Here is a 12,369-nt window from a genome sequence, read left to right as displayed (position 1 = left end):
AGCTGAGCTGGATTGCCTCGTGCTGTCTGTCGACTATCGGCTGGCACCCGAAACCCCCTTCCCCGGCCCGATGGAGGATGCGGAGGATGCGCTGCGCTGGCTTCATGGCGAGGCGCAGCAACTGGGGATCGACAAGAGACGCATTGCAGTGGCCGGACAAAGCGCAGGCGGAGCTATGGCGGCATGCCTTGCCCTGATGACACGCGATGAAGGGGGAATTCAGCTCGCTTTTCAACTGCTGGAGGCGCCGCGCCTTGATGATCGAATTCATGAAGGCGCGGAAGCCAATCCGTTCACCGGAGAATTCGTCTGGACCCGGCAGTCCAGCGCCTATTGCCGAAAGGCCTATCTGGGCAGCGATAATTCAACCCCCTACGCCTCTGCGCTGAGGGCAACCGACCCTGCAGGCCTACCGCCAACTTTTATCGCTGTCGGCGCGCTCGATCTGTTTGTCGACGAGTGCGTGGATTATTGTCGAAGACTGCTCCGCGCGGGCGTACCAACGGAGTTGATCGTCTATCCCGGCTGCTTCCACGGATTTCAAATGGCAGCCGAAGCACAAGTTACGATGCGCTCGCGCCGCGACAGCTTGAATGCACTGAAGAAGGCCCTAGTTCGTTGACTGCACCGCTCGATACCGAAAAGCTGCTTTCCTATCGGATTCCGCAGACGCAGGACGATTACGACCCGCGCGATGTGATCATCTATGCGTTAGGCGTCGGCGCCGGGCTTGCCAGCGAGATCGACGAAACCAGCCTGGTGTTCGAACGTAACCTGCAGGTCTTGCCGACCATGGCACTTGTGTTGGGTACGCCGGGTTTCTGGGCGATGGACCCGGGCAGCGGGCTGGACTGGCTATTGATCCTGCACGGCGAACAGCGGCTGAAGATCCACACCCCGCTCGAATCTGCTGGAACCCTGATCGGCACCACTAGGGTGACTGGCCTGGCTGACAAGGGGCCGGGAAAACCTGCCCTGATCCGAGCCAGGAAGGAAGTGCGCACGCTGAGCGGCGTACTGGTGGCGGAAACATCTGAAATCTGGTTCGTCAAGGGGGCTGGCGGCTTTGGCGGTGAACGTAGCCTGCCGGTGGAACCACACTCGCATATCCCCGGTCGCGATCCCGATTTCGCTATTTCCCTGCCCACGAGCCTGGCGCAGGCGGCGATTTATCGCCTGTCAGGCGACAGGAACCCATTGCATATCGATCCTGAGACTGCGGCTTCGGTCGGGTTCGAGCGCCCGATCCTGCATGGGCTGGGCACTATGGGTATTGTTGGGCGGGCGCTCATGCACGCCGCATGCGGCGGCGTTGCATCAGCCTTGCACGAAATGAACGTGCGTTTCACCGCGCCCGTGTATCCCGGCGACACGATCAATACGCATATCTGGCAGGACGGCGACACGCTGCATTTCCGTGCTTATCGCAACGGTCTTGAGCAATGCGTAATCGATAACGGGTTTGCTAAGATCAGCCTGCCGGGGGCTTGAAGCAATAGGCGCAGATCTTGTTGCCATCGGGGTCCAGCAAGTATGTGCCGAAGGCGTGCGGCACTGCGCCGCGCGGTCCCGGAGCACCCGCATCGGTGCCGCCAGCGGCCAGTCCGGCAGCATGGAAGGCCGAGACAGCTTGCCTGTCAGGTGCCTTGAAGCCGATCGTCACGCCATTTCCGGGTATGGCACCTTCGCCGTCTATCGGCCGGAGGACCAGGAATTCTGCCGCGCGATCGCCATAGGCCAGCCCCTGGTCGAGGAATTCTCCCAGCCGCCTGATGCCCAGCGGCGCTAGACAGGCATCGTAGAACCGGCCCGATCTCTCAACATCATTGGTGCCCACACAATTGTGAGTGAAGATGCCCATCAGGTGGCCCGCTCGCTGCCCGTTATCCGCACCAGCAGGATGGCAACGATCGAGATCGCGGAGCCGATCGAAATGATCAGCGAGACCGTGGCCACATCGAGGCCCCGCGCGAACAAGATTCCGGCCAACGCAGGCCCCATGGCTGCCCCTGCTCGACCAAAGCCGATGCCGAACCCCGTGCCAGTCGCGCGCACATGCGGCGGGAATGCCATGGCCAACAAGGCATAGAACCCGACTGCCGCCGCATTGGAGAAGAAGGCCGTAACCCCGGCGATCCAGCCGAGCATGGCCACATCCTGCGGAGCGCGCCCAAACACGTTGAGCATTACGAAGGCACCGGCAAGGGCGATGACCGTGGCCTTCTTGATCCCGATCTTCAGCGCAACCACGCCCAGCAATCCGCCGCCTATAGCACCGCCCAGCATCGCTTTGGTCAGCACATCCCCGCCTGAGGCAGGGTCAAAACCCATGTCGACCACAAGCTTGGGTATCCATTTCACGAAGTAATAGTAAGCCGTCACATGTGTGAGGTAGGCGATCGTCAGAAGCACCGTGCGTGAAAGCAGCGGCGGCTTGAAGATATCGGACAGCGATCCTCGCTGCTGTTGGCTGACCGCTTCAGGCAGGGCCTCGGCCTGCGGCAAACCGAACCTGTGCAGAGTCTTGTTGATCCGTTGCAAGGCGGCGGGTAGGCGCCGGTGGGACAGCCAGTCTGGCGTTTCCGGGATCAGCCAGTAAGACAGCGGGATGGCCGCAATGGTCAAACCCGCTCCCAGATGGAACACCCCGCGCCACTCGCCTGCATCCAGCACGCTTGCAGCCATCATTCCGCCGAAGAATGCACCCAGCGGATAGCCTGTCACCATCAGCGGCAGGACAAGGCTGCGATAGCGCGCGTTCGAGAATTCCGCGACGGTGGCATTGAGCGCGGCCAGCATGCCGCCGATGCCCAGCCCGGTCAGCAGTCGCCATGCGGAAAGCTGTTCAACGCCCGTGGCACTTGGCACCATCAGCATGCCGATGCCCATCACCGACAGGCAACCAAGGATGGTGGGGCGCCGGCCATACCTGTCGGCCATGCCGCCCAACAGGATCGAGCCGACGGCCATGCCGATCAGTTCCATCGAAAGCACCCAGCCAAGCACATCCTGCGGCACCTGCCATTCCTCGGCAATGCCCGGTGCCGCAAAACTGATCGACATGACGTCGAAACCATCCAGCGCATTGAGCAGAATCGTCATGCCGAGCGTAGCGATCTGCCATCCGCCCAGCTTGCCTTCATCGATGATTTCGCGCGGCGTGCTCGCCATTGTTCTGTCTCTCCGCCTATTCCGACAGCCATGCCCTTGAACGCGACAAGGGCGGCTGCGGCCACCCAACCCGGAGCCCATGCATTGCGGTTATCGCAATGCTGGATTCAGGGCCAGACCGTTCTGGCAGGATCACGGCGGGAAAAGCCTGTCTTTGGTCAGGCCCGGAGCATCCTCAGGCGCTTTCAGGCATCCCACACCAGCGACAGGCTGAGCGGCTGGATCATCCCGAGGTGGAATTCCATTTCCGCCCCCCGGAGCCAGTCGGAACTGCGGCAGCTCCGCCAGGAAACGCTGGATTGCGAAATTCATCTCTCGCCGCGCCAGATGCAGGCCAAGGCACAGGTGCGGGCCGGTGGCAAAGCTGACGTGCTGCAGCTTGCGGTCCAGCCGCACTTCTTCCGGGTGTTCCCATGCGACTGGATCACGCCCGGCAAAGGTGGTGGACATGATCACCTTGTCGCCCTTCATCATAGTAACGCCGTTCACCTCAACCGGGTTTGCCACCGTCCTGGAAGTGCTTGCCGCTGCATAGGCGCGCAGCATTTCCTCGATGGCATCGGTGATCAGCGAAGGGTCGGCGCGCAACCTGGCCTGGTCATCCGGATGCGTCGCAAGGTGCCAGAACTGCAAGCCAAGATTGGTCGAAACAGTATCAAGCCCGCCAATGAACAGGTTGAAGGCAAAGCCCAGAACCTCGTCATCCGACATCTTGCAGCCATCCATCTTGGCATTGACGCCGAAGGTCAAAAGATCCTCGCGCGGATTGCGCTTCCGGTTTTCGATCGCGGCGCGCAGATAATTGACCACCTCCCGTGTGGCAGCCGCAATCGTTTCCAGGTCGTGGCCGTGCAGCAAGTCTGTCTCCCAAGCCATGAACTGATCGGTCATGTCCTGCGGCAGGCCGATAAGGTCTAGGATAACCTTGATTGGGAATTCAAACGCAAACTCGCTCATAAGTTCGCAATGGCCGCGATCCTTGAAACGATCGATATAGTGGTTGGCATATTTGGCGACTTTCTCTTCCGGCGCGCGCACTGCCTTGGGAGTAAAGAGCGGGAAGATCATAGCCCGATAGCGACCATGCTGTGGCGGATCGAGTTCTGCGGGCACTAGGTTCCAGTTGCCTCCGCTGAGCATGGCAAAAGGCGCAAATCCCTTGTTCAGGAAGTTCACATTGTCCTTGTAGATCGCCGAAAGGTCATCGAAGCGTCGCACGATCCATGCTGGCTGCCCGCCAGGATAGGCATCGCGGGTATAAAAGGACCTCCGGCGCTTCCCGCAGCAGCGGATCGACCAGATCGACATAGGGATTGCCCTTGTAGATTGTGCCAAACTGGAAGGGCCAGTCCCTGATAAGGTCTTCGGGCACGTGGGTCGGTATGGTCCGGTCGATATCCATCACAAGCGACTTAGGGCTTCTCCGCGAAACCGTAGTTTCAGTTAAAGGAAGATCGCGAAGTTGGGCATGCCCAGCACGACCTGATCGACCAGGATGGACCGGCGTGCCAGCTGGAAGCCATTCGCCGTCATCCGCAAGCGGTCATAGCGCTCCGCGCTCAACTGCTTGTAATCCTTTGACTCTGCCCGATTGCGGGTCAAGAAGAGGTAGTTCAGTACTTCGTACTCGTCGGGATTCTCTGTTTCCCAAACGGAAACGTTGGTGACGAAACGGCGTGTGCGCGAGGCTGGGTCTTCGGACCAGGCATTGCTAGTCGTGGTCAGGCGGGTAAGGCGCACCATCATCGAGTTGTAGTCATCATCGAAGTGCCCGATCGTGCCGAACTCGTCATCAAAGCCCTGCACCCGGCGCGTGATGCGGACGGGAGCCTTGTATTCAAGATCCTCGGCCAGGATATCGCCCCATTGCTTGAATTGGCGATGATCGAGAAACCGGGCTTCCTTGATGAGAAAGCCGACGACGCTGTTGTAGACAGGCGAGCCGTAAGGCACCTCTTCGCGGCGCTCGTCCTCGCGAGTAAGGGTCTGTATGGCAACAGTCAGGGACATTGGATCTTTCCTCTCGGTGATTGGTGGTACGTTGCGCGTCAGGCCGATGCGGTCATCAGCTTGTGGTAGGCCAGCCACCATTCCCATTGCGCATCGTCCTTGCCGAACCCTTCGTAGACCTTGGCCTTGTCCGGCCAGTCTGCCGGACGATTCTCGCCCAGGATGGCCTGGTATTTGAGCGTTTCGGTGCGACCGATCACGCCGCGTGCGGCTTCAGTCATATGTGGCCAGGTGTCACTGTCATCCTGTTCGATGATGCCAGAGGTGCCCGTTCCGTGCGTGGCGGCGGCGCGCATCATTTCTTTCACGTGGTCGGGCGTCCCACGCTCGGCAAAGTAATAGGTCGTCCATTCGAAATGGTGCGGTCCCTTGGGCATGATCGTGTGCAACACCAGTGCCGCGCCCAGCGTGCCGTCCCGCAGCGGGCTGTAGATGAAGAGGATGTTCATGTTGGGGAACATCCCGCCAACCACGGGCGGCGCCTTAGCCAGCACATGCAATTGCTCTGCCGACATGTTCTTTTTCAGCTCGGGCAACAATTCCGTCGTGATGCCCGGCGGCGGGAACGCCTCCAGCCGCTGTTCCGGGGTCAGATCACCCTTGCCGTGTGCCAGCGACCAGCTGGTATCGGCAGGGATACAACGCAGGGAGTGCCCATTGCCCGACAGGTTGATGCCGTACATGGCGGGGGCGCTTTCGTGCTCCGTATCGCTTTCGCCGCCCATTGCGCCGATATCGATCACCGATCCATGCAGGGTCAGCGTGTGGAAGCCGTCGCACGCCGACTGTTCGCCTGCCGTCTTCCAGTTGGCGTCGATCGTCAGCCGTTGCGGCGGACCAAGGACTTCAAGGCCCTTGTCGGTCCGGTCAAACAGCATGTCGAAATAGAACTTCATGTCGCCCAGCCATTCCTCAAGGTCGGGGCCGTCATGGTTCCAGGTTGCGAAGATCAGTCCGCCGTAGACCTGCACCCGCGCCTTCTTCAGCCCAAGTTGCTCCTTGGTTTTGATATTGCCGTGCATCTGTTCCCGTTCCACCGGCGCACCGATGAAGCTGCCATCGGGGCGGAAGGCCCAGCCGTGATAGATGCACTTGTGCACCCGCGCGTTGCCGGAATCGGCCAGGCAGACGTGCATGGCGCGGTGCGGGCAGACATTGAGCGAGACGTGCACTTGGCCGTCGGCTGCGCGCGCCACAATCACCTGATCTTCGCCCATCAGGCGCACGACATAATCGCCGGTATTGGGAATTTCGCTGTCGTGGCCGATCATCAGCCAAGCCTTGGCGAAGATATTCTCCAGCTCCAGCTCGTAAAGCTGTTGGTCATGCAGGGCGGCAACCGAAACCTCGCGGTTCTCGACATCGATGAACTGCGACATGGCCTGCTTCAGATAGGCATCGCGGGCTTCCATCTTCATGGTTCAAGTCCTCTCTGGTGATCAGTGGTTCTTGATCGGGGGTCAGATAATCGGGGGTCAGATAAAATCGGGAAGCGAAATGTTCGGCTCGATGCCGAGTAGCGACTTGCCGAGAATTTCGTATCCAACGTAAGGCAGGTTCGCGACGTGGCGCATGGCGAAGGATGCATCGCGATAGTTGCGCTGGATCGGGTTGGAGTCCGCAAATGCGCTGGAACCGGCTAGGAACATCAGCTCCTCGATCGCTTCGTTGAGAAGCGAGACCGCGAGCGAGCCTTCACCCTTGCTTAGCGCCCGTTGCTGCGGTGTCAGGTGTTCATGTGCCAGCCCGGCCGCATCGACAAGATCGCAGTTCTTGAAGGTCAGCGCCTCGGCAGCGGAGATCTTGGCCGCAGCCTTGCCCAGCTCGCCCTGCATCATCACGCTGTCTGATTGGCGTTTGTAGGACGTGTAGACGATGGGTCGCTTGTGCGATGCCTCAATCACCCGGTCCATGATGCCGGCGGCAGCTCCTGCCACCACCGCATGGGCCGTGGCACGCAGGAATGGCATGAACGGCCAGTAGTCGGATGGCTCACCCACATGGCACTTACCCTCCTCGTGTCCGCCGATGCCCAGCTCTGCCACGTTGTAGAACTGTTCGCGCGGGATGAAGGCATCCTTGGCCACGATAGTGTTGGACCCGGTGCCTTTCATGCCCAGCATGTGCCAAGTGTTCTCGATAGTATATTGCTCGCGCCGCAGATAGGCGAAGCCACCGCCGGGGCTGCCATCGGGCTTGGTATAGCCAACGCCTAGCTGCGCCCAGCCGGCATGCGCCGAACCAGAGGAATAGGGCCAGCGGCCATTGATCACATAACCGCCGTCAACCTCTTCCATGGTTCCAGGAGGGTTGGCGATGCCGCAGATCACCGGGTGCCCGGTGCCGGAACCGAAGATGGCTTCCTGCAAAGCATCGGGGCCGAGGCTGGCTACCCAGGTGGTTCCGTGAAGAACGGTGTAGACCCAGCCGACCGAGGGATCTGCCTTGGCCAGTTCGTATCCCACCAGAGACATGGCACGTGCGCTCGTGCCCAGCCCGCCCCAGCGCCGTGGCGCGGCCATGGCCCAGAAACCGGCATCGGTCAGTGCATCGAACACGTCGGGGTGCAGAACACCGTGCTCATCGCCATGGGAGGCGCGTTGCAACAGCAAGGGTTGCAATTCACGCGCGCGGCCAACCATCTCTTTTTCCGCCGCAATGTTATAGCCTGCGAAATCTCGTGCTGGCGCAGTTTTCAATTGGGTTGCCATCGCTCCGATCCCTCTCCACCCCGTCTTTGACGAGCGAATTAGTTGAACACTTTATGTGTCTTTTGTATAATGTGATTCGAGAGGGGGAGGTTTGACGCAGGTCAAATTTGCGTAGTCACTCGCAAATTTTTTCATGGCGCAAAGATGGCTCCGCCACCTCGCTGATGCGCGAGGCTTAAGTATTATTTTCCTGGCAGAATGGCGGTATCAGAATCTCGGCTCCCGCCGAGGGATTCTCAGCCGGCCCGGGCCTCTTTTGCCAGGTGAAGCACAGGCTCGATCTTAGCCAACGCGATATGATCGGCCGAAGCGTTCGGTCCGGCGATAATCAGGCAGTCGCGTAAGAGCTTGCGATGCAGGATACGTACCAGCGCTGCATCGTCTTGCGGGCCAGCATTGGCGATGAAGCCCTGCAACGACTGGTCGGCATCGGCCACGCCGCCGCATGCTTTCCCGGTCAGTTCGGCAATATCGGCCAGATAGCTGTCGTCGCGCCAGCGACTGTAATGGCCGATATTTGCAAGCATCTGCGGCAGGGAACCAAGCACCTTGCGCTGCCATCCCTGCATCTGATCATGGTCCGGTAAGCGGGAGATTTCAGCGGATAGCCGCGCCAACGCCAGGTCTTCCAGCGGTGTCTGCTCCGGTTCGGGAAGTGCGATCTCGTCCAGCGCGATGCCCTCCATCTCTGCCAGAGCCTCCAGCGCGCGGCGACCGATGATGGCCACTTGCACAAAGCTCTCGACCCAGTCCCCGCCCGGCCCTTCATCGTGCAAGCCGATCAGCGGACCGTAATAGGCCTCAGTCAGGAAGGCGACAGTGTGGAAGGCCATGCCGTGCCAGTCGATCGGGGTGCCTGATGACTTGGCGTAGCGTTCGAACAAGGCGGGCAGGTCACCCATGTTCTCGATCGGGTGGCGCCCGCGATAACAGGAAAGGTCACGCATCGGATCTCCGATGTGACCGATCTCGAAATCCATCAGACAGGTCACTTCCGGGCCATCGGAAAGGAACTGCCCGCAATCGCCGGTCAGGAACGCTGAACCAGCCAGATTTTGCGGACATTTGCGCCGCAGCCAGTCACCCATGAAGACTAGGAAGGGGTCGGAAATACCGGCATCGCGGCCCATTGCATCGAACCGTTCGAAATTGGCCAGCATCAGGTCTGCATTGTCGCTTGGAGCCTCTGCACCGGCGGCCACGAAGCGTTCCACCGGGATGGCGTGCACCTCGGCCAGTCGATCCATGTAAGTCAGGCTGGCATGCCAGCGATCCGGGGTCATCTGCGAACCGCTTTCAATGGCCTGCTGGATCAGGCCAGCATCACGCCCGCCCTCAACCCACTCCATTACGATAGTTGCAGGGTCAGGTATCCAGGCAACGATTTCAGGCACACGAATACCGCTTTGCGATAGCACGCGCTGCACATCACATTCGTATTTCAGTGGATAGGGATGCGTCGGCCAGGTCCGTTCGCCCTTCAGGAAATAGCGTTCACGCTTGCCGTCGCGGACAGCTTCGGCCTCATAGATGGGGCGCCAGCGATGCATCCGCCGGATGGTGACTTCGCTACAGCCAAGCTCCCTCTCCAGCCAGGCGGCAATGGCGGCCTCTTCAGTCGCAGGATCGCGAGGCAAGGTGGCATCGGCTTGCTTGATCATCAAACTCTCCCGGATTGGCCTCGTGGGCCAGCATCGCCGCCTCTAACTTTGCTTTTTCTCGTCAACGGGCGTCAATTTGCTCATGAACGCATAGAAATCCGGCCCCAGTTCGGGCAAGTCCATGCCCAGCCGTTCCGCAAGGTAAAGCGTCATGAAATTGGCGTTGATGGAGAGGTTTTCGGGCGGGATATTGCCGATCGCCACTTGCCGGTCAAAGGCGCCAACAGCCACCAGCGCCATGCGCAAGGCTACCACGATATCGTAGTAATCGAGATGCTGGGCCTTGCGGCCCGTGGCCGCTTCCCAGATTGCCACTGTCTCGTCTCGCGTGGGCAAGCCTTCGAGCCGCTCGACACCGAACCGGCGGCTAAAGAGATCATCGAAATAGAGCCACCATGCAAGATCAAGCTCTGCCGGTCCAAGGGCCGCCAGTTCCCAGTCAATCAGCGCGTTCACCCTGCCATCGGGGGCAAACATCACGTTGGAAGGCGTGCTGTCGCCCCACAGCACATTGACCGAAGTATCCTGCGGCTGATGCTTACGGATATAGTCGATGGCGGTGTCGACATAGGGCATCTCGCGGTCCTTGCGGCACCCGTGATACCACGCCTCGATATAGCCTAGGTACTGGTCTAGCCCCGGTTCCCCCCAGTCAGGACGCGCCATGAAGGCGAAACCGTCGCCCTGCCAGTCTATGCTGGCCATCCCGGCATAGGCTTCTACAGCATTGCGCCAGGTGGATGCGCGCTGGGCAGGCGTCATGTCTGCCAGCCAGCCGGCCTTGTTGTAATTGGGGTTCTGCGTTGCCGCATGGCCATCCACCCGTCCCATCACGATGAAAGGCATTTCCAGCACCGCGGGATCGAGCTCCATCCCGATCCAGTCGGGCACCGGGATCGCCCCCAACGCATCAAGCGCCGCGATCATCTGCCCCTGGAGCTCCAGGCTGGAGCCAAACACGACCTCGTGATCCTGCGGCTGGCGGCGCACCACCAACGTCTTGCTCTGCGCGCCTTTGGCATCGTTGTACTGCACGTCGACGAAAAAGATCTCCGCCGAAAAGCCCGATCCGGTAGTGACTTTCAGCGGCTGGATCTGCACATCGCGCCACCCTTCAACATTGGCTTCAAGCCAGTCGCGCAGGCGCTGCTGAACTTGCGACGGAGTCATCAGCCGGCCCTCTGCGCCAGCGCGCGCTTCAGTTCCTGGGTCAGCGGCCCCATGTCCTTGGGCGCGGCACCATGCAGGAGGATTTCATCCGCCCCTGCATCCAGATAATCCATAAGCTGATCTGCGCAGCGCGCAGAAGAGCCCACGGCTGCCCCTTCATCGATCCATTGCTGCGGCAACAGCTGCCCCACGTCGACCAGTTCCTGGCGCGTATAGGCCTGGTCTGCGGGCTTCCCGTCAAGGGAAGCGATTTTGGGATGAGCACGAACCTTGTCCAGCACGGCCTTGTCCCACTCGTTGATCTCCACGATCAGGTCGCCGAAGCCGGGGAGCTCGAAATAGGTGATGGCGCGCCCGCGCACCACGGCATCTTCCTCGTCCTTCGGCAAGTCAGGCGCCACGATGATATTATGGTAGATCCGCACCGACATCGGATCGCGACCTGCCTTCTTGGCAGCCTCTCGCACGATCCTAGCGCTGTTTGCCACGCCTTTGGGCGATACGAATGGATGCAACAGCACACCATCACAATGCTCGCCCGCAAAGGCCAGGCTCTTCGGACCGATCGCGGTGAAGATCACCGGAGGGCGTGGCCCATCGTGGAAATCGGTCAGCTTGAGTGTGGGAAAATTGCCCAGCACGCCTTCGTAGGAAACCGTCTCGCCTTCCCACAGGCGACGGTAAATCGAAATGTAATCGGCCAGTCGTTCCATCGTGATAGCCGGCGCGCCCATCATCTTCATGTAGGCCGGCACAGCCCGCGCGAACATGATACCAAAGCGATTACCACTCATCGCCTGCATCATGTTGGCGATGCTGGCTGTAACCAGCGGATGACGCATTGTGGGATAGAACGTGCCGTTGATACGAATCTTGCTGGTCGCTTCGGCAACCGCGCCTGCCAGCACCGCAGGCTCTTTCAGGGCGAAGCGCTCGGAAATCCACACCGCGCCAAGACCAATCCTCTCCGCCTCCTGCGCCTCTTCAATGCCGCGACGCGGATCATCGACCCGACCGGGCAGAATATAGGTGCCGAACTTGTCGAACAGCGCTTGTGCACCGGGTTCCGTCATTTTGAACTCTCCATTGTTCTAGTGGCCCTAAGTCAACCCAGGAAGGCGGTTCGCAACCTTCCCAAAGGCAGGCAAGCCTCTTCTTCTGCACTGCCAGCTTCGCCATTCTTGGAGGTAATCATGAATTCCACTACACATGGTCTTGCCGATCTGCAGACAAAGGAAGCGATCAAGGACGTAAAGGCACGCTATTGTCGTTTCCTGGATACAAAGGACTGGGCTGGATTTGGCAATCTTTTCACCGCTGATGCCACGATGGACGTGCGCGAAGATACCGGCATGGATCCCGTTACGGGCGTGGAGGCAATCGTCGCACAGGTTCGCTTCGCCGTGGATCACGCTTCCAGCAGTCACCAGGTCCACACGCCCGAAGTCGAACTCACCGGCCCGGACACTGCCCGGGCGGTATGGGCCATGCAGGATCGGGTTGTATGGCAGCCGGGCAGATCACCTTTAGAAGGCGTCGGCTCGATCACCGGATATGGGCAGTATCACGAGACTTATCGTCGCGTGGATGGCGAATGGAAGATCGCTTCGCTTCGCCTGTCACGTTTCCACGTCGATATGCATCAA

General features: G+C 60.1%; 13 protein-coding genes. 3 read left to right on the top strand and 10 right to left on the bottom strand.

The genetic code is table 11. The features are described 5' to 3' along the window. A partial coding sequence (locus C0456_RS18490) for an alpha/beta hydrolase (RefSeq protein WP_291055370.1) occupies positions 1-622 on the top strand: 622 nt, incomplete at its 5' end. After that, on the top strand, positions 619-1,491 hold the full coding sequence (locus C0456_RS18485) for a MaoC/PaaZ C-terminal domain-containing protein (RefSeq protein ID WP_067399286.1): 873 nt from the start codon (positions 619-621) through the stop codon (positions 1,489-1,491). The genes C0456_RS18490 and C0456_RS18485, both read left to right, overlap by 4 nt. Here the strand turns inward: C0456_RS18485 and C0456_RS18480 are convergent. The 10 genes from C0456_RS18480 to C0456_RS18435 form a co-directional block, all read right to left on the bottom strand. Further along, entirely contained in the window at positions 1,472-1,861 is a 390-nt protein-coding gene (locus C0456_RS18480) for a VOC family protein (protein ID WP_067399283.1), read from the bottom strand. The two genes, C0456_RS18485 and C0456_RS18480, sit on opposite strands and share 20 nt — an antisense overlap. Continuing rightward, on the bottom strand, positions 1,861-3,171 hold the full coding sequence (locus C0456_RS18475; RefSeq protein WP_291055363.1) for an MFS transporter: 1,311 nt from the start codon (positions 3,169-3,171) through the stop codon (positions 1,861-1,863). Before C0456_RS18475 ends, C0456_RS18480 begins: the two co-directional genes overlap by 1 nt. 132 nt (positions 3,172-3,303) lie before the next feature. Beyond that, the gene (locus C0456_RS18470; protein ID WP_291055360.1) at positions 3,304-4,389 is read right to left on the bottom strand and encodes a cytochrome P450; all 1,086 of its coding nucleotides are present in this window, start codon (positions 4,387-4,389) and stop codon (positions 3,304-3,306) included. Then, positions 4,373-4,543, bottom strand: a complete 171-nt coding sequence (locus tag C0456_RS18465) for a hypothetical protein (RefSeq protein ID WP_291055357.1) — start codon at positions 4,541-4,543, stop codon at positions 4,373-4,375. Before C0456_RS18465 ends, C0456_RS18470 begins: the two co-directional genes overlap by 17 nt. Positions 4,544-4,614: 71 nt before the next feature. Beyond that, the gene (locus C0456_RS18460) at positions 4,615-5,181 is read right to left on the bottom strand and encodes a 3-phenylpropionate/cinnamic acid dioxygenase subunit beta (protein ID WP_082744227.1); all 567 of its coding nucleotides are present in this window, start codon (positions 5,179-5,181) and stop codon (positions 4,615-4,617) included. A 38-nt stretch (positions 5,182-5,219) separates the two neighbouring features. Further along, positions 5,220-6,599: a Rieske 2Fe-2S domain-containing protein gene (locus tag C0456_RS18455; protein ID WP_067399277.1), complete on the bottom strand. Its 1,380-nt coding sequence runs from the start codon at positions 6,597-6,599 to the stop codon at positions 5,220-5,222. A 57-nt stretch (positions 6,600-6,656) separates the two neighbouring features. After that, complete coding sequence (locus C0456_RS18450) at positions 6,657-7,892, bottom strand: acyl-CoA dehydrogenase family protein (RefSeq protein ID WP_082744226.1); 1,236 nt, start codon at positions 7,890-7,892, stop codon at positions 6,657-6,659. A 236-nt stretch (positions 7,893-8,128) separates the two neighbouring features. After that, positions 8,129-9,553 (bottom strand): hypothetical protein, encoded by a 1,425-nt coding sequence (locus tag C0456_RS18445; protein WP_067399270.1) that lies wholly within the window; start codon positions 9,551-9,553, stop codon positions 8,129-8,131. Between the two features lie 42 nt (positions 9,554-9,595). Further along, positions 9,596-10,723 carry a phosphotransferase family protein gene (locus C0456_RS18440; protein ID WP_067399267.1) on the bottom strand — a complete coding sequence of 376 codons (1,128 nt, stop codon included), beginning with the start codon at positions 10,721-10,723 and terminating at the stop codon, positions 9,596-9,598. Further along, entirely contained in the window at positions 10,723-11,796 is a 1,074-nt protein-coding gene (locus tag C0456_RS18435) for a TIGR03857 family LLM class F420-dependent oxidoreductase (protein ID WP_067399264.1), read from the bottom strand. The genes C0456_RS18440 and C0456_RS18435 overlap by 1 nt, the downstream gene beginning before the upstream one ends. A gap of 120 nt (positions 11,797-11,916) precedes the next feature. Here C0456_RS18435 and C0456_RS18430 point away from each other — a divergent pair. Beyond that, positions 11,917-12,369, top strand: a 453-nt coding sequence (locus tag C0456_RS18430) for a nuclear transport factor 2 family protein (RefSeq protein ID WP_291055340.1), incomplete at its 3' end; no start/stop codon positions are given.

Origin of the sequence: Hyphomonas sp. (genome assembly GCF_013823385.1) — a bacterium.
GTDB lineage: Bacteria > Pseudomonadota > Alphaproteobacteria > Caulobacterales > Hyphomonadaceae > Hyphomonas.
This window is presented reverse-complemented; position numbering and strand designations above follow the sequence as displayed.

Excerpts from the sequence above, each read along its gene's own strand:
- C0456_RS18435 (WP_067399264.1), bottom strand. The coding sequence starts at position 11,796 with ATGACGGAACCCGGTGCACAAGCGCTGTTCGACAAGTTCGGCACCTAT.
- C0456_RS18440 (WP_067399267.1), bottom strand. The coding sequence starts at position 10,723 with ATGACTCCGTCGCAAGTTCAGCAGCGCCTGCGCGACTGGCTTGAAGCC.
- C0456_RS18450 (WP_082744226.1), bottom strand. The coding sequence starts at position 7,892 with ATGGCAACCCAATTGAAAACTGCGCCAGCACGAGATTTCGCAGGCTAT.
- C0456_RS18475 (WP_291055363.1), bottom strand. The coding sequence starts at position 3,171 with ATGGCGAGCACGCCGCGCGAAATCATCGATGAAGGCAAGCTGGGCGGA.
- C0456_RS18445 (WP_067399270.1), bottom strand. The coding sequence starts at position 9,553 with ATGATCAAGCAAGCCGATGCCACCTTGCCTCGCGATCCTGCGACTGAA.
- C0456_RS18460 (WP_082744227.1), bottom strand. The coding sequence starts at position 5,181 with ATGTCCCTGACTGTTGCCATACAGACCCTTACTCGCGAGGACGAGCGC.
- C0456_RS18455 (WP_067399277.1), bottom strand. The coding sequence starts at position 6,599 with ATGAAGATGGAAGCCCGCGATGCCTATCTGAAGCAGGCCATGTCGCAG.
- C0456_RS18480 (WP_067399283.1), bottom strand. The coding sequence starts at position 1,861 with ATGGGCATCTTCACTCACAATTGTGTGGGCACCAATGATGTTGAGAGA.